This window comes from Aliivibrio sp. 1S175, from assembly GCF_001690985.1.
Classification (GTDB): Bacteria; Pseudomonadota; Gammaproteobacteria; order Enterobacterales; family Vibrionaceae; genus Aliivibrio.
In genome coordinates this window covers 66730-81816 of the sequence record NZ_MAJS01000046.1, presented here as the reverse complement: position 1 = coordinate 81816, position 15087 = coordinate 66730, and the positions used below count along the sequence as shown (strand labels likewise).

The 15087-nt window shown below is 36.8% G+C and carries 18 protein-coding genes and 2 pseudogenes; 7 read left to right on the top strand and 13 right to left on the bottom strand.

Features of this window, described 5'->3' with window-relative positions; translation table 11 throughout:
- Nucleotides 1–28: 28 nt before the first annotated feature.
- Together A6E06_RS13290 and A6E06_RS19865 are read left to right on the top strand one after the other, a co-directional pair.
- Nucleotides 29–1594 (top strand): bifunctional UDP-sugar hydrolase/5'-nucleotidase, encoded by a 1566-nt coding sequence (locus A6E06_RS13290; RefSeq protein ID WP_065591253.1) that lies wholly within the window; start codon nucleotides 29–31, stop codon nucleotides 1592–1594.
- 33 nt (nucleotides 1595–1627) lie between these two features.
- Complete coding sequence (locus A6E06_RS19865; RefSeq protein ID WP_065591254.1) at nucleotides 1628–3100, top strand: hypothetical protein; 1473 nt, start codon at nucleotides 1628–1630, stop codon at nucleotides 3098–3100.
- On the opposite strand, the gene A6E06_RS19630 is transcribed toward A6E06_RS19865, so the two are convergent.
- Both A6E06_RS19630 and A6E06_RS13280 read right to left on the bottom strand, forming a co-directional pair.
- Nucleotides 3009–3284 carry a nitrogenase-stabilizing/protective protein NifW gene (locus A6E06_RS19630; protein ID WP_083190337.1) on the bottom strand — a complete coding sequence of 92 codons (276 nt, stop codon included), beginning with the start codon at nucleotides 3282–3284 and terminating at the stop codon, nucleotides 3009–3011. The two genes, A6E06_RS19865 and A6E06_RS19630, sit on opposite strands and share 92 nt — an antisense overlap.
- 168 nt (nucleotides 3285–3452) lie before the next feature.
- Nucleotides 3453–3797 carry a hypothetical protein gene (locus A6E06_RS13280; protein ID WP_065591255.1) on the bottom strand — a complete coding sequence of 115 codons (345 nt, stop codon included), beginning with the start codon at nucleotides 3795–3797 and terminating at the stop codon, nucleotides 3453–3455.
- 225 nt (nucleotides 3798–4022) lie between these two features.
- On the opposite strand from A6E06_RS13280, the gene A6E06_RS13275 reads away from it, so the two are divergent.
- The 3 genes from A6E06_RS13275 to nqrM are packed head-to-tail and all read left to right on the top strand — an operon-like array spanning nucleotide 4023 to nucleotide 4944.
- Nucleotides 4023–4310, top strand: coding sequence for a DUF134 domain-containing protein (locus tag A6E06_RS13275; RefSeq protein ID WP_065591256.1), 288 nt, complete (start codon nucleotides 4023–4025; stop codon nucleotides 4308–4310).
- A complete protein-coding gene (locus tag A6E06_RS13270; RefSeq protein WP_065591257.1) occupies nucleotides 4307–4747 on the top strand; it encodes a NifB/NifX family molybdenum-iron cluster-binding protein in 441 nt (146 codons plus the stop codon). The genes A6E06_RS13275 and A6E06_RS13270 overlap by 4 nt, the downstream gene beginning before the upstream one ends.
- Nucleotides 4747–4944 (top strand): (Na+)-NQR maturation NqrM, encoded by a 198-nt coding sequence (nqrM, locus tag A6E06_RS13265; RefSeq protein ID WP_065591258.1) that lies wholly within the window; start codon nucleotides 4747–4749, stop codon nucleotides 4942–4944. The genes A6E06_RS13270 and nqrM overlap by 1 nt, the downstream gene beginning before the upstream one ends.
- Nucleotides 4945–5100: 156 nt before the next feature.
- Here nqrM and A6E06_RS13260 read toward each other — a convergent pair whose 3' ends face one another.
- The 11 genes and pseudogenes from A6E06_RS13260 to nadS all read right to left on the bottom strand — a co-directional run bounded on the left by A6E06_RS13260 (nucleotide 5101) and on the right by nadS (nucleotide 12003).
- The gene (locus A6E06_RS13260) at nucleotides 5101–5337 is read right to left on the bottom strand and encodes a hypothetical protein (protein WP_065591259.1); all 237 of its coding nucleotides are present in this window, start codon (nucleotides 5335–5337) and stop codon (nucleotides 5101–5103) included.
- Nucleotides 5304–5666: pseudogene (locus A6E06_RS20135) on the bottom strand (two-component sensor histidine kinase); the annotation flags it as partial. The pseudogene A6E06_RS20135 and the gene A6E06_RS13260, both read right to left, overlap by 34 nt.
- 36 nt (nucleotides 5667–5702) lie before the next feature.
- Nucleotides 5703–6272, bottom strand: a pseudogene (locus tag A6E06_RS13255) (winged helix-turn-helix domain-containing protein); the annotation flags it as partial.
- Nucleotides 6273–6612: 340 nt separating this feature from the next.
- Nucleotides 6613–6972 carry a DUF4156 domain-containing protein gene (locus tag A6E06_RS13250; RefSeq protein ID WP_065591260.1) on the bottom strand — a complete coding sequence of 120 codons (360 nt, stop codon included), beginning with the start codon at nucleotides 6970–6972 and terminating at the stop codon, nucleotides 6613–6615.
- A gap of 149 nt (nucleotides 6973–7121) precedes the next feature.
- Nucleotides 7122–7364 (bottom strand): hypothetical protein, encoded by a 243-nt coding sequence (locus tag A6E06_RS13245; RefSeq protein WP_065591261.1) that lies wholly within the window; start codon nucleotides 7362–7364, stop codon nucleotides 7122–7124.
- A 247-nt stretch (nucleotides 7365–7611) separates the two neighbouring features.
- Entirely contained in the window at nucleotides 7612–8064 is a 453-nt protein-coding gene (locus A6E06_RS13240) for a YccF domain-containing protein (protein ID WP_065591262.1), read from the bottom strand.
- 69 nt (nucleotides 8065–8133) lie between these two features.
- On the bottom strand, nucleotides 8134–8295 hold the full coding sequence (locus tag A6E06_RS19860) for a hypothetical protein (protein WP_141676972.1): 162 nt from the start codon (nucleotides 8293–8295) through the stop codon (nucleotides 8134–8136).
- Between the two features lie 106 nt (nucleotides 8296–8401).
- Entirely contained in the window at nucleotides 8402–9670 is a 1269-nt protein-coding gene (locus A6E06_RS13235; RefSeq protein WP_065591263.1) for a DEAD/DEAH box helicase, read from the bottom strand.
- A 173-nt stretch (nucleotides 9671–9843) separates the two neighbouring features.
- Entirely contained in the window at nucleotides 9844–10875 is a 1032-nt protein-coding gene (locus A6E06_RS13230) for a cytosolic protein (protein ID WP_065591264.1), read from the bottom strand.
- 208 nt (nucleotides 10876–11083) lie between these two features.
- Nucleotides 11084–11716: a type B chloramphenicol O-acetyltransferase gene (gene catB / locus A6E06_RS13225; RefSeq protein ID WP_065591265.1), complete on the bottom strand. Its 633-nt coding sequence runs from the start codon at nucleotides 11714–11716 to the stop codon at nucleotides 11084–11086.
- Nucleotides 11716–12003 (bottom strand): NadS family protein, encoded by a 288-nt coding sequence (nadS, locus tag A6E06_RS13220; RefSeq protein WP_065591266.1) that lies wholly within the window; start codon nucleotides 12001–12003, stop codon nucleotides 11716–11718. Before nadS ends, catB begins: the two co-directional genes overlap by 1 nt.
- A gap of 510 nt (nucleotides 12004–12513) precedes the next feature.
- On the opposite strand from nadS, the gene fucP reads away from it, so the two are divergent.
- Both fucP and A6E06_RS13210 read left to right on the top strand, forming a co-directional pair.
- The gene (gene fucP / locus A6E06_RS13215; RefSeq protein WP_065591267.1) at nucleotides 12514–13839 is read left to right on the top strand and encodes an L-fucose:H+ symporter permease; all 1326 of its coding nucleotides are present in this window, start codon (nucleotides 12514–12516) and stop codon (nucleotides 13837–13839) included.
- A 54-nt stretch (nucleotides 13840–13893) separates the two neighbouring features.
- Nucleotides 13894–14910: an aldose 1-epimerase family protein gene (locus A6E06_RS13210; protein WP_065591268.1), complete on the top strand. Its 1017-nt coding sequence runs from the start codon at nucleotides 13894–13896 to the stop codon at nucleotides 14908–14910.
- Nucleotides 14911–15087: the final 177 nt, after the last annotated feature.

Genomic DNA, 15087 nt, shown 5'->3' with positions numbered 1-15087 from the left:
AACCTTACTTCTACAGAATGAGACCGTAATGAAATCATATAAAATGAAACCTCTTTTCCTTTCTTTATCCCTAATCAGCGCAGCGACATCTCTTCCTGCATGGGCAGAAATAAAAGAAGTTACCTTATTGCATACCAATGACATTGAAAGCGTTTATGAACCTGTTGAAGCTTTCTGGCGAGATGATATTGAAATGATGGGCGGTATTCCTTATATCGCAACGTTAATTAAAAATATTAGAAGCGAAGAAGGTACAAGTTTTTTACTTGATGCAGGTGACATTTATACTGGTGCTTTATCTAAAAAAACTAAAGGCGCCCTTCCTTTTGACCTTTACAACTCAATGGGATATGACGTAATTACTCTAGGTAATCATGAATTTGAATATGGTTGGGAATCTCTAGTAAAAACGATGCCACGAGCAAACTTCCCAGTTCTAAACGCCAACATTTACCATGAATCTTCTAATGAACTGCTTGCCAAACCATACACCATTATTGAACGTGATGGCGTCAAAATCGGTGTTATTGGTGTCATGGGTATTGATGCGTTTTACAACACCATGTGGAAGGGAAACCGTAAAGGGTTAAGCATAAAAGATCCAACAGAAACGGCACAATTATGGGCTGATAAGATACGTGACGACGTTGACATGATTGTTATTCTTACCCACCAAAATAAAACAGCGCCAATGCAAACAGATAAAGAAGCTGACGCTGAAGTGCAACGTGGGTTTGACGAAGATTTCGCAATGGCTGGAAAACTGAAAGGCGTTGATGTAATTTTTGGAGGTCATTCAGATAATGGCTTAAATGAACCGGTTGTTCATCCTGATACAGGTACGGTTATTGGCCTAACTTTTGGACAAGGCATGCACCTTGGTTACACTAAATTTACTGTCGATACTGAAAAGCATGACGTTACATTTCTTGGTGGAAAACTAATCCCTGTTGATTCAAACAACCTAAAACGTGATGAAGAAACCTACAAATTAATTCAAAAGGTTCGTACTGATAATCCAAGTCTAGAAGATAAATTAGCGACAATTGATGCTCCTGCCTTCCGTCGTTACTACCGAGAATCAAACATTGGAAATCTAGCAGCAGACTTAATGCGCCAAAATGTAAATGCTGACATCGCAATGCTTAGCTCTGGTAGTATTCGAGTTGATTTAAACGAAGGCGACGTTACCCGTGAAAATGTAATGAATCTATTCCCGTTTACTGACAAATTAACCGTCGTAGAGCTAACCGGAAAAGATGTTAAGGAGTTACTTGAGTACAGCTATACTCTTCCTTATGGTCTCGCTCAATTCTCGGGGATAACTGCACATTATGACAGTTCAAAACCAGAATATAATCGTTTAATTAGCCTTAACATCAATGGTAAGCCGGTTTCTAATACTCAGAAATATACTGTAGCAACTTATTCATATGCAGCAAGTGGCGGAGATGGTTATACTGTATTTAATAAAGGTACTGAACTGTCTCAAGGTGATTCGGTGACTCAAGTACTAATTGATGGCTTTAAACAGCATAAGAAAATCATCGTACCAAAGCTTGGTCGACAAGTTGATGTCACCATAAATAGGTAATTAATTCTCAGTGGTTAGTTGGATAATTAAACAATGAAAACAGAGTTTAATGGATGTAAATCATTTGATTGCATTAATCTAGCTAACCCTGACTTGTCAATTTATAAGCGCAATAATCAACTTGGTTTTGATTCTTACCAGTGCTTAGAGTGTGGGGCATTTACCCCGGTCCTTGATAATAATTCAATGTTGACACTCTATAATCAAATCTCACAAAGTAAAAATGCAATACAAGCCCCCTATTGCCCTAACTGTGCCAAAAAGACTCGCACACAGGCTTATGGCACAACAAAATCAGGCAGTCCGCGACGAAGATGCTGCCAATGCGCGCATATATTTAGCTTATTAAATCCAGCTACGCTCTCTCTAAAACTTCAGTCTATGTTAGATGCAATCACAAATGGTAAGACACCATCATTACTACATCATCATTTAGGATTAAACAGTAAAGTTTTTTATACTCGCTTAACACAGCTATCTCAATTACTAGAACACGTCACTCAGTTGTTAGTTACTGATATTGTCCAAACAGAAAACCCGCTTATACTTCATACAAAAACAAATACCGTGATGCTACGCTCAGGAAGCGCTCGACAGTCTGGATTAAAATGTTGGGGATTAAGTACAGTGGATTGTAAGCTCGGTTTTCAAATTCTCAATAGTGATAATTTATTATTAGACAACTCACACAGTAAAGATCTATATCAATTAAATAACGTTGAACCTAAACATAAAGAAAGCCACTCTTCTTTTTCATCTGTCGAAATGACTTATAAAAAAATATTTTCACGACATAAGTTTGATGATATTGCTTACGCTTACCAGTCTGAAACTAAGACTAAAGAAGGCGTTATATTACGTCCTGTATATGTAGCTCATGCTCATTACTTACTGTTAAATACTCTTATATCCGAGAATAAAAAATTTCAATTATTACTTGAGCATGAAAGCTTTTTACGAGGATCTTCAATCACTAATTTTGAAAAGCGAGTTAAACAAAATCAATGCGATCTTTATTATCTATATGCTTCTCCATCAACGCCTGACTATTCCAATCAGATTAACCGAAAAAACATTGGCTGGTGGAATGAGACATGGGAAAAATTTACGCAGCAATGCCAAAACAAACATTGGGATATTACATTATGTAACCTCACGAATGGTCCGCATCCTAATTTAAATTCTATACGTCTTGATTGGCACGCAGATTTTGAACAGCACTTCACTCAATGGCTGCCTATCTCTAAACAAAGAGTGCTCTCGCACAAAGTTTATATGCAGTGGCATCACATTTTCACTTATATCTACAATGTAATGTATTGTGATAAAAGAAAAAACGCCTTGTTGAAACTTAATATAGACTTTAAATCCATTGAGAGTTTAGTGGGCTTTGTTAATTACAAGCATGTTTCATCTACCGACGCTGACAAGTTGTGCAACCTCGACAAGCAGACCGAGAGTGTTTGCTTAAATAACTCCGTTGTACCTTGCAGTAAGCATTTTTAAGTGCACGACGAGCAGAAAACCAATCGTCTGGTTTTGTCAGCAGCAGATACCCATTAAACCGTTTCATGAGTTGTAGACGATTATCATCAATAAATCGACTATCAAATCCAATGTCAAAGTGATCTAACGCTTGTTCTATGCAAGTAAAACTCGCTATCGTTTTTTGAATGTCTTCTTGGCTCATGGGTTACATTATTAATGGTTTTGCGTCAGTGTAAAGTGAATGCTATTTGAGGTATTGATGTAGTCCGTATTTATCTTAATTTAAGATAATTAAAAGTGCCACCAACAAAAAACGCCCCAATTTCATCACATTAAGGGCGTTTATTTTTTGTCTAGAAATAGTGATCGGTCAGTGTTTAAAGGTGTTTCCTTCTGTTTCACTTGTTGCCGTAAGATCACCCGCTGGATTTAACAAATGCGGTAAAATTTTAGGTAAGTTCAATACGATATCTTTATCTTCTACTGGATAAATTACTTCGTTATACCAACCTAATAGACCCATTGATGCATAACCAATGGCGTCATTATCTTCACGGTGCTCAATAATAATTTGCAGAAAACGTAAGATTGCTCTGTCGTTTGAGCCAGCTTCTTCACGCGTAGTATGGAAGATGTGAGTCGCTTCACTCACCAAACCTTCGTACTCAGTATCTACAGAAACTTTAAAAGAACCACCATCAACAGAAATTTTCATAATATTTAGCCAAGTTAATTATTCTAATTGAATCGGATAATAACGAATAAAAATAAGCTTGTCGTTACTCCTTCTTAAATCCATTTGATCTAAGTAAAGAAAAAGAACCTAATGACTATTTTTTAATCTGAATTACTCATAGGGTTTATAGCATATGCCAAAAATAGTTATTGGCATATGCTATAAACTTACTTATACTTCTTTCATATTTAATGGAGAGCATTCATGGCAAGACCTAAAAAATGCCGTCGTATTTGCGGCAGAGCACCTTACAGTTGCTTTAAACCAAACGGGGTACCTACCGTCGAGTTACCACAAGTTGAGTTACTTGCTGAAGAATTAGAAGCATTGCGTTTAGCTGATTTTGAAGGACTGAGTCAACAAGAAGGAGCCGATCAAATGATGGTATCCCGCCAAACCTTCGGCAACATTGTTAAACAAGCAAGATTTAAAGTAACAAGCTGTTTGGTTGAAGGTAAAGCCTTAATGCTACAAACGGAGACAGAAGAATGATATTTGCAATTCCTTATCAAAATGAACGTATTGCCGGCCATTTCACGAAGGCTGAAGAATTTATTTTTACGGATCAGAACACATCAGAACGAAGAGCAAACCCAGCTTTAAAAGGTGAAGGTTGTCGTGGTAAAAAATCGTTATTAGCCCTATTAAAAAGCCAACACACTGATATTGTGTTAATACGTAATATTGGCGAAAAGATGTTAACGAAACTTCTTAACGCTAATATTCGAGTATTTCGCACTTCAGGAAAAGAGTCTTTTGAAACGATAAAATTATCAAGTCTTACTGAACTCACTGACCCTTCTCAAGGTCGTCCATGTAAAAATAAAAAACAAAGCGGTTGCAGTAAAAAGAAAACAAGCTCAATGCCAGTGACAAAGCTAAATACGCCACAGTTAATACGAAAGTTCACTATTTTTGGAGTAAAGTAATGAGCACCCTATTAATTACTTTCAGTGTTTTTGTTCTTGTTATTTTATTAATGGCACTAGGCGTAATATTTGGTCGAAAAGAAATACAAGGAAGTTGTGGCGGGTTAAATACCGTCGGTGTCAATAAAGTATGTAATTGTGAAACAACGTGTGACGATCATAAGCTTTATCAAATCTCAGAGCCTACAGATAAATAAGTTAAAGCGTATCGCTTCCAATTAGTACAATTAAAAATGAGCAGTGACGAGTCACTATCTTCACTGCTTATTTAATAATGGTGTATATTTCACCTACTTTAGCAATATAATTACTTAAACATAATCTATCACTTAGCAATTTATGACTTAAGCGAATTACTGTTTTTTACCGCCTACTTGAACATAATCAATACCGATAATACGGTTAACAATACCTAGAACAGAACTCGTATCAGAATTTGTGGCACGAATAGTTTCAAGCGTTGCGCCTTCAGGCACTAACTCCATTGCACGATCTTGTGTGTTACCAGGAACTTGGAAACCGACAATATTGAAGCTTTCAGCGTGTGCTGTGAGTAGTAGACGTTGTCGCTGTCCGCTAAGCGAAACCATAGTTCTCGTTCTTCATCGTGAAAGATAACGTTATTTGGATGAGTGTTGAAGAATCTAGAAACAAGAATAGGTATATCATCATTTGAGCTAAAAGTAACAAGTGTATTTCGAGTGGTTTCAACAAACTGATTGATCGCTTGGTGGGCCGCTTCAAGCCCCTGATTTTTTGCGATATTTTCTATAAGTTGCTGGTGGGCGGTTGCTTCGTAATCTTGCAGTACATATTCGTAGTCAGTATTGAGCTGATAGACACAAATTTCGTAGGCAAAAAGGCCCGTTATAAAACAAGCTAACAACCCAAATAAGGACTCTAAATAGATACGTCGCATAATTATTCTCTTTCATTACGCTCGTATTGAGCGAGGTTAATGCCAAGCGGTTGTTACAAATAAATACCCTTTACCACGAATGGTCTGAATTTTCTCTGCTGGCGCTTTGTCATCGCCAAGTATTTTTCTTAGACGTACAATCTTATTATCAATCGTTCGGTCTACCCCGTCGTATTCAATACCTCGGAGTGTTTGCGTCAAATAATCACGTGACAAAGAAGTATCTGGGTTGCTTGCCAATAACCAAAGTAAGTCAAACTCACTGTCTGTAAGCGATAAAACCACACCTGAAAGTTCACACTTCTTATACGTGTTTTTCAAAACGAGCTGACCAAACTGAAGGGTGTCTGAATCATCGATTGAAAGGGTTGTAACGTCTTGACGACGTAATAGCGAGCGAACCCTTGCCAGCAAAACTCTTGGTTTAATTGGCTTGGTGACATAATCATCAGCCCCTGTCTCTAAGCCTGCGACATGATCAAAATCGTCATCGCTAGCGGTGAGCATTAAGATTTTACCTTTATAGTGTGTACGCGTCTGTCTACAAATTGTAAGTCCATCGGTTACAGGAAGCATTAAATCTAGCAGCACAATATCAGGCTGCTCGCGAGTTTCACTTATTGTAACTTGAATTCTTTCCTAAAATACGATTATTTATATTAAAGTGACGTCATAATACTACTATTACTAATCAATACAGATATTAATCATTAGCGCCATATTTTGCACATTCATAACAGGGTTTTCACCTTCAATTATCACTACTTAGATCCCAAGAATAATAAATTAAATCGGTAAGATGATAATGAAAAAAACATTATTCTTTTTGCTGCTATCTTTTCCAGTATTTAACGTAACCGGAGGGAATTAAGTATCTAAATCTCCGGTTACGCTTATTTTAACTTTTGTTCTAAATAAAACGTTTAAATATGATTAATTATATTTATTATTCTACTGACGGTTTTTCTTCTTCTTTTTTACCACACAAGTAAGCATTACCAAACATAGTTACTGAGCTTGAAAAATTAAGTGGTTGAAACAAATATAGTGTATCAGCACCTAATGACGCAGTTTTAATACGCATTTGATTTAACGTTCCCCAAACCATATCTTTATCTGCATGAAGCCAGTAATCATAAAAATGGCCTTCTGAACCAAATACGATACCCATGCGTTTACACTCTTTGACTGCATCAACTTCATCCCAAATCACGTCTACTTTTTTTGATTCTTGAGTTGGAAAAGTTACACAGCCTGTTAATAACATTGTTGATGCTAGTACTACACTAGCTATTAGCGTTTTCATTAATTAATCACTAACCAAATAAATGTTGCGCGATTTTAGTGAAAATTTCGCCGCTGGCAAGTAGAAAATGAAGAATAGCTCAATTTAATAAGAACTGAACGATAATAGGTTACTGCTGTGACCTTGTTGCTAATGATTTTAATATTGCATTATTCATCCGGATTCGCACTATACCAAGCATCTAATAATTCTTTTCCATAAATTATTTCTATATTCATATGCATAATTAAAAGAAAGACAGCCAATAAAAAACAGATGATATTAAACCAAAAAGTCGTTTTTTTTCGATCTGGCTCATAACATGCAATATTAATAACAACCAAAATAAATGGATAGCTAATTAATAATAAAAAGAACCACCCAAGATAACCTGATATCGCCATCTCTGTCATAATGCACCTCATTACACGAATAATAAAAAATGTGTTATTGAATCAATATCATCACATATTTTTATTATTAATGGCTACATTATATAAATTAATTTTATTTTTTGTATTATCTTTCGCAAGTTCAACAAGATTAATCTGTTTTTATTCAATTTAAATAAAGAAGACTAAAGTCATATTTAATGATTCATATCAAAATAAATAGCATCGATAACTGGCGTTATATTATCGACACTATTTAATGTGTGAGTTATCGCCACTTATTCGCTTCGGCTTCACCATTAGCACGACGAACTGCCGCTGCTACTTCTTTATCAACGATTGTTTGTCCAATAGGCGCAATTGAAATCACTGCCAGTTTTAAGTGCTGAATGGCAAACGGGATACCAATAATCGTTACAAAACACGCGATAGCAGACATGACGTGCCCAATCGCCAGCCAAAAACCGGCAAAAATAAACCACAACACATTACCGATAAAACCAAGACTACCCGTACCAATGTCTTCATTCAGCGTCAATTCATCACGAGCAATGGCTTCTTTACCAAATGGGAAGAAGGAAAATCCTGCAATAACAAAACACGCTCTCCCCCAAGGGATACCAATAATACTAACAAAAGCTAATATTCCAAAAAAACACCACGCCAGCCCCATGAAGACGCCGCCAAAAAGAAACCAAATTAAATTACCAATTGCGCTCATTTTCTTTCCTTACTTAAAATGCAGTTATTGGGTATAGAGTAAACTCTAATAATGAAGAATACAAAACGCTTAATCGTCAGCACCACATTTTGCACATCTGTCATACGTTCTATTACCTTCACTAATGACAATGTAATTACTTACACATTTATCACATAAAGCCAGAACAGGATAAGCTTCTTTCTGCTTTTTAGAGTTTACATCGCCTTCAGTTGTGTAATGTTTTCTCATTTTATTTCCTCAAGTTAGATTATGATATCCAACGTTTAAACGAAAAACACCCGGTAAGTATACCTACCGAGTGTTTGTAATTATGCTAATTTAATAACGGTATAATTTACCAGTTATCTGGGTATTTTCTTTTATTCTTCTTACCTGTACCTTCTGGTTTTGCTACAGGTTTAATCGCTTCTAATAAAGCGGCTGTGATGTCTTCATCTACTTCAAAACCTTCAACCTGTTCACGATCAAGTCGAATTTTGTTTTTCTTTTCAATGATTTTAAAGTGATGGTAATCTTCAAAATCAATTAATGATAGCGCTAGACCCACTTCACCAGCACGGCCACTTCGACCAATACGGTGCATGTAATCAGCAGGACTTCTTGGTAAGTCAAAGTTAATTACTACAGGCAGTTTTTCAATATCTAAACCACGAGCCGCAATATCTGTCGCGATTAGTACATCAATCTCACCTGCTTTAAATCCTTCAAGCACACGACTACGAGCGCCCTGGCCTTTATCACCATGAAATACTTCAGCGGTAATTCCACGTTTAGATAACTTATCCGCTAAGTGATTACAGCTGTTTTTCGCATTAACGAAAATAAGCGCTTGGCGCCACTGCTGCTGATGGATCAAATGCGCTAATACGGCTGTTTTTTCGCCTTTATTAACGGTAAATACACGCTGTACTAATGTACTTGCATCTGCACTTTGTAATTGAAGTTCTACTGGATTATTCAGTAGCGCTTGAGTTAACGCTTCTACTTCTTCAGGGAATGTTGCTGAGAATAATAATGTTTGTTTTTGCTTTGGCACTAATGCTAGCAGCTGAGATAATTCGTCGGTAAAACCAAGGCTTAGCATTCTATCGGCTTCATCAAGCACTAAGGTTTTTACTTTATCAAGCTTAATCGCGTTGCTTGAAATCAAATCAAGTAGTCGACCTGGCGTTGCCACCAAAATATCGGCACCACCACGTAGGGCAAGCATTTGAGTATTAGCAGATACGCCACCAAATACTGCAACGGTTTTAATCGCACCGTTAAAATGCACTGCATAAGATTTAATGCTATCAGCTACTTGTTTCGCTAGTTCACGAGTAGGAACTAACACTAAACCAGTAACATAGTTACCTTTCGTATTTTGTGATTTAGTAGATTGCTGTTGTTCAGATACTTGTTGCAACATAGGTAAAGCAAAGGTCGCTGTTTTACCAGAGCCTGTATTTGCCCCTGCAATTAAGTCACGTCCAGCTAAGACACTTGGGATAGCTTGCGCTTGAATAGGCGTTGGCTGTTGGTATTCCAGCTCAGTTAATCGTGCTAACAAAGGTGAAATAAGGCCAAGTTCCGTAAAATTGGCTGGAGTTGTGATAGTGCTCATTAATATAAAGGGCTCAAAGCTAAGATAATAGCCGGCTATTTTAACTTATTTTTTCTTTCTAGAGTGAATTAAATCAATCATTCTAGGTTCTCGCTTAATAAAAAATAATACCTCAGATACAACAACGCCCCATTTAAAACGGGGCGCTTCGATATTTAGACAATAAAATAAGCTTAAAGTAGCTGTTTAAGTTTATGCTCAACTAAAGGATCATTAGGAACTAATTGTTGAGCCATTTCTAACAATTTGATCGCATCTTTTGGGTGTTCATCTTGGTGTCTAAGTGCGATATCAATAAGCGGCTGCACATCAATTTGCGCTTGGTGTTCTTGCACATGTTCTTCTTTTTCATCAATCAGAATATTGTGAGCTTTACTTAATAGCCCTAAACGATGTTCTGAAGTCGAATTAACTTTACTGAGACGTTTATAATAATCTTCTTTAAAACGTAATGTTCTCGTTTGTTGACGGAACTGTGCAATGTCAATCTGTTGATTACGAATGAAATCCACCGCAACTTGCTTATAAAAGCCAAATTTATTCAAGTACGTTGCATGAGTTCCATGCCCCATCCCAAAGACTCGTAAATGGGTCAGTTCTGGATAACGTTTCGCATGCAAACGATCGATACGATTGGTTGGGTCATAAATAATGTACCCCTTAGCTTTACCTAAATCGAGATCGTGATAATCCCCTTCCCAATCAAATTGCTGTGCTAGTTCGGTACTAGACCTGTCATCCCAAGGCGCTATTTGTTGGTTTTTAGTACTCACCGGGTGAAACAGCAATACTTGGTCAAGCTGCAATAAATTTGCAAATGCACCCACAGCGAAACCACCACGACTCAGGCCATAGCCTAAACGATAAGTGAAAGGTTCTAGCAGCGTAGCTAATTGTTCTAAAAAGAAAATTAAATTACGGCTACGGAACCAATTGCTTTTCCCTAAGTGTTGGAAAGAGATAACATTTACTTGTTGTTTTTGCGCTAAATGGTAACCCCAAGGAGAAAAATCCTCATGGATATCTTGCTCTTGTACGTTAGTACCAGCAGGAGAAAAAGTGAATAATAGCGGCTTGTTCACATCAACAAAGTTATATTTAACATACACATTGTCTAGTAAGTCTCCACCAGACATTGGCAGTTGTGCTTGTTGCTCTGAACGTGAGTTGGTTAACCACTCATCTAACCAATATAATAATTTCATTTAATCTTCCATCAAAAACAGGCGCGAGATTGTATCAAAGATAGCCGTTAAACGAAAATATTAGTTTGAACACTAATAATTACAGTTGGAATGATTTCGGTACAAAAAATGCCAAGTCATAGTTACAACTTGGCATTCAAGTTTATTTATTATTTACACCATAATGAATTTAGATAATTTCTAACTATTATAATAGGCTCATTAGTCGCTATAAATTTTTACTGTTTTTCCAATATAAGTACAAACCAGAGATATCTGATGAACACATTAAATTCATCGCTCCTTTGATTTGCTCATCGCTCCACTGCCACCACTTCATTTCTAGCAGTTGTGATATTTCACTCTCAGTAAAACGATAACGAATATGTTTTGCAGGGTTTGAACCAACAATAGAGTAAGGAGCGACATCTTTTGTAACTACAGCACGACTTGCAATGATTGCCCCATCACCCACAGAGACACCACTCATGATCATTGCTTCTGTGCCAATCCAAACATCATTACCAATAACGGTATTACCAGCACGCTCAAAGCCATCTTTAGCATCAGTAAAGTTATCATTATCTTGATAGAAAAAAGGAAAGCTACTCACCCACTTATTTTGATGCCCTTGGTTTCCTGCCATCATAAAGACAGCTCCCGAACCAATGGAACAATAGCTACCAATAATAAGCTTATCAATGTCTGTTCTATCTGGCAGTAAATAGCGAGCACAATCATCAAAGCTGTGATTATGATAATAACCAGAATAGTAGCTGTGCTCACCAACGATAATATTCGGGTTAGTTACTTGTTCTTTTAATGATTTACCAACAAATGGGCTTTCAAAGTAATTGTTCACTATGCATTCTCTTTAAATTTAGAATACAACTCTGGTTCTTTGCTTAACAAGTTAAGTACCTTACTGGCTAAACCTGTCGGGTTACGCCTTCTTTGCTCACAACTTTTCACTGTATCAACGCTGACATCCATTGCCATTGCCAACTCTTTTTGCGTTACATGTAACTGTTCTCGGATGGCCTTTACGTCAGCAATTTCATAACGAGTAATGTTACCTTCTAAATTTCCTTTTTTTATTTCAACCGCTTGCTCTAGTGATTTAATGATGTCATCTGCAATACGACTCATGGTTGTACCTCATTTTTCAATATAGAAACTAATTTCTTCATCCGTGATTAGTGATTTTCGCTGAGATTCAAACAACGGGGGTTTCAATAAACTCGATTGCATGACTAATAACTCTATCCTCCTTGATAGTTCAATGAGGTAAATAGTACCCCTTTAGTTATGACTATACATGAGATTAAAAATAGAACAATTTAGTCTCAGTTTTCCAGCAGAATCCCCTAATTATAAAAACAACACCATTAGACTACCCCAATAGAAATGTGATCTTATTCTCTTTTTACTCCACCTTTTTTCTTAAAGAATTGATCGTATTCACAGCTTGTTGCTTTCCCTCTAGTCAATTTTAAAATTAGTTCTATTATCGCAGCGAAACGTTTCGATGAAGCAGTATAAAAATAAAATAAATCAAATATAAATAATTTTCGAGGCGTTAACCCCTCGAAAATTATTTAAATAACCGAACCCATTATCCAGAGTTTTCTGGCCAATACCGTAAATGGAAGGCACATTATGTTTATTAAAAACCATACAATTCAACACCCTGACGGATTCTTAAACAAAACTCCTATATTTCAATTTTTATTATTGTCTTCCGTTTTTGCCCTTTGGTCTGCTGCTGCCGCACTTAACGACGTATTAATTACACAGTTTAGAGCTATTTTTGATTTATCTAATTTTGCATCAGCATTAGTTCAATCCGCTTTTTACGGCGCGTATTTTTTGGTTGCTATTCCTGCCTCTATGGTTGTAAAAAAAGCTTCTTATAAGTACGCGATTTTGCTTGGTTTAGCATTGTATATTTTAGGTTGCTTAATGTTCTTCCCTGCGTCTCTGGCAGGCACTTATACCATGTTCTTAGCCGCTATTTTCTGTATTGCGATTGGTCTTTCATTTCTAGAAACATCATGTAATACCTATTCAGCGATGATTGGGGAACCGGAACGTGCAACATTACGTCTAAATATTTCTCATACTATTAATGCTATGGGCTATATTGTTGGCCTTCTTCTTGGTAAATATCTAATTTTCCAAGAAGGCGTAGACGTTGAGCATATGATGAACACACTAACAGGTGCAGACCTTGAAGCGTTCAAAATACAAGTACTGCAACAAACATTAGAACCATACAAATGGCTTGTAGGCGTTATCGCAACGGTGGCGACACTTATTGCTATTACTGAATACCCTAATTGCAAATCAGAAATGAACAAAAAAGCGGTACAACCTTCATTTGGTGAAACGTTGACTTACCTTATGGGTAACAAACGCTTCTTTAAAGGTATCGCAACACAATTTGCTTATGTTGGTATGCAAGTGGCAGTTTGGTCATTCACTATTCGTTTAGCCCTTGAATTAGACCATAATATGGTAGAACGAGATGCCGCTAACTACTTATTGTATGCCTTCATTATGTATTTCCTAGGTAAGCTTGTTGCCAACTACTTATTTACTAAAACCTCACAAGAAAATGTATTAATGGGTTACTCTGCTGTTGGTTTCGCCTGTTTAATCTACGTAACGTTTGTTCATGACTTTAGTGCTGTATGGTTTGCAGTTGGTACTTCTGCGTTATTTGCACCTTGCTGGGCAACTATCTTCGCATCAACGCTACAATCAGTAGACACTCGATACACAGAAACCGCTGGTGGCTTCGTTGTAATGTCAATCATTGGTGGCGCAGCAATCCCTGTACTGCAAGGTTTACTAGCAGATTCAATTGGTATGCAACCATCGTTTATTGTTAATGCGGTTTGTTTCTCTGTTGTCTTCTTCTACTTCATGAGCGAGAAAAAATACAAACAAGCATTTACTTACAACGCAGCAACTAACGCTTAATTATTATTTAATAGTCACCCTGCATTGGGTGACTATTTCATTTAGAGAGTCATTATGTTTACTATTCCTCTATCTAAAGACCTATTTAAAAAAGAAAAGAACACGGTTATTAAATCGGATGATTTTGAAGTAAATACTTTTCGTTATAATTCCGGCATTGAAGCGTTAGAAATTAAAAATTCGAAGGGTCATTTAATCGTATTGCCATTCATGGGACAAATGATCTGGGATGCTGAATTTTTAAATACTGACCTTTGTATGAAAAATATGTTTAGTGAGCCAAAACAGGCAAAATCTATTATCGAAACTTATGGTTGCTTTGCATTCCACGCTGGAATGATCAGCATGGGGTGCCCTACTCCACAAGATAGCCATACATTACACGGTGAAATGCCATGCGCGCCAATGGATCAAGCTTGGTTAGAAGTTTCGGCGGAACAAATTACAATTAAAGGGTCTTATGAATACGTGATGGGGTTTGGTGATCACTACCTTGCGATTCCATCTGTATGCTTAGAAAAAGACGCAAGTTTGTTTGATATTAATATGAGAATAAAAAACCTTGCTAGTGTCGATATGCCTTTACAATATATGTGTCATATTAATGCCGCGTATTTTGATAATGCGGTAATGACGCAAAACCTACCAGATGAAGCCATTACTTTACGAGAAAGTATTCCTGCTCATGTCCGCCCGACAGAGCAATGGTCTGCTTATAATGAAAATTTAAAAATATCAGCGCCAATCAATACGCTTGATACGCCTAATATGTATGACCCTGAAATTGTATATTGTATGGATAATATTTCTCAGTATATCAAAAATGCGTCGTTCAAAATGCACATCGGCGATAAGTATCTACTTACTGAGTTTAGTACTCTAGAGTTTAATAGTGCCACAAGATGGCTCTTATATAACGGAGACCAGCAAGTCGCAGCTTATGCATTACCCGCGACTTGTCGCCCAGAAGGGTTCCTTACCGCAAAAGAAAAAGAAACACTCATTTATCTCAAACCTAATGAAGAACGTAGTTTTACGGTTCGTACCGGTATTTGTGAGCAGTATATATAGGTTTATCTTCATATTTGGAGGTTTACTCACGAACCTCCAAAGTAAGCAGAACCAACACGCTTTACACTTGCCATCAATATAAATTAACAACTACGTTTTGATCACACTTAGTAAAAGTATTAGATGAAATGCTATTTATTTTACCCTAAAATACACCCATCGAAACGTTTCGATGGC

What these genes read in the sequence shown, in the direction of transcription:
- A6E06_RS13290 (WP_065591253.1), top strand. Translation starts at nt 29, where the DNA reads ATGAAATCATATAAAATGAAACCTCTTTTCCTTTCTTTATCCCTAATC.
- A6E06_RS19865 (WP_065591254.1), top strand. Translation starts at nt 1,628, where the DNA reads ATGAAAACAGAGTTTAATGGATGTAAATCATTTGATTGCATTAATCTA.
- A6E06_RS19630 (WP_083190337.1), bottom strand. Translation starts at nt 3,284, where the DNA reads ATGAGCCAAGAAGACATTCAAAAAACGATAGCGAGTTTTACTTGCATA.
- A6E06_RS13280 (WP_065591255.1), bottom strand. Translation starts at nt 3,797, where the DNA reads ATGAAAATTTCTGTTGATGGTGGTTCTTTTAAAGTTTCTGTAGATACT.
- A6E06_RS13275 (WP_065591256.1), top strand. Translation starts at nt 4,023, where the DNA reads ATGGCAAGACCTAAAAAATGCCGTCGTATTTGCGGCAGAGCACCTTAC.
- A6E06_RS13270 (WP_065591257.1), top strand. Translation starts at nt 4,307, where the DNA reads ATGATATTTGCAATTCCTTATCAAAATGAACGTATTGCCGGCCATTTC.
- nqrM (WP_065591258.1), top strand. Translation starts at nt 4,747, where the DNA reads ATGAGCACCCTATTAATTACTTTCAGTGTTTTTGTTCTTGTTATTTTA.
- A6E06_RS13260 (WP_065591259.1), bottom strand. Translation starts at nt 5,337, where the DNA reads ATGGTTTCGCTTAGCGGACAGCGACAACGTCTACTACTCACAGCACAC.
- A6E06_RS13250 (WP_065591260.1), bottom strand. Translation starts at nt 6,972, where the DNA reads ATGAAAACGCTAATAGCTAGTGTAGTACTAGCATCAACAATGTTATTA.
- A6E06_RS13245 (WP_065591261.1), bottom strand. Translation starts at nt 7,364, where the DNA reads ATGACAGAGATGGCGATATCAGGTTATCTTGGGTGGTTCTTTTTATTA.
- A6E06_RS13240 (WP_065591262.1), bottom strand. Translation starts at nt 8,064, where the DNA reads ATGAGCGCAATTGGTAATTTAATTTGGTTTCTTTTTGGCGGCGTCTTC.
- A6E06_RS19860 (WP_141676972.1), bottom strand. Translation starts at nt 8,295, where the DNA reads ATGAGAAAACATTACACAACTGAAGGCGATGTAAACTCTAAAAAGCAG.
- A6E06_RS13235 (WP_065591263.1), bottom strand. Translation starts at nt 9,670, where the DNA reads ATGAGCACTATCACAACTCCAGCCAATTTTACGGAACTTGGCCTTATT.
- A6E06_RS13230 (WP_065591264.1), bottom strand. Translation starts at nt 10,875, where the DNA reads ATGAAATTATTATATTGGTTAGATGAGTGGTTAACCAACTCACGTTCA.
- nadS (WP_065591266.1), bottom strand. Translation starts at nt 12,003, where the DNA reads ATGAGTCGTATTGCAGATGACATCATTAAATCACTAGAGCAAGCGGTT.
- fucP (WP_065591267.1), top strand. Translation starts at nt 12,514, where the DNA reads ATGTTTATTAAAAACCATACAATTCAACACCCTGACGGATTCTTAAAC.
- A6E06_RS13210 (WP_065591268.1), top strand. Translation starts at nt 13,894, where the DNA reads ATGTTTACTATTCCTCTATCTAAAGACCTATTTAAAAAAGAAAAGAAC.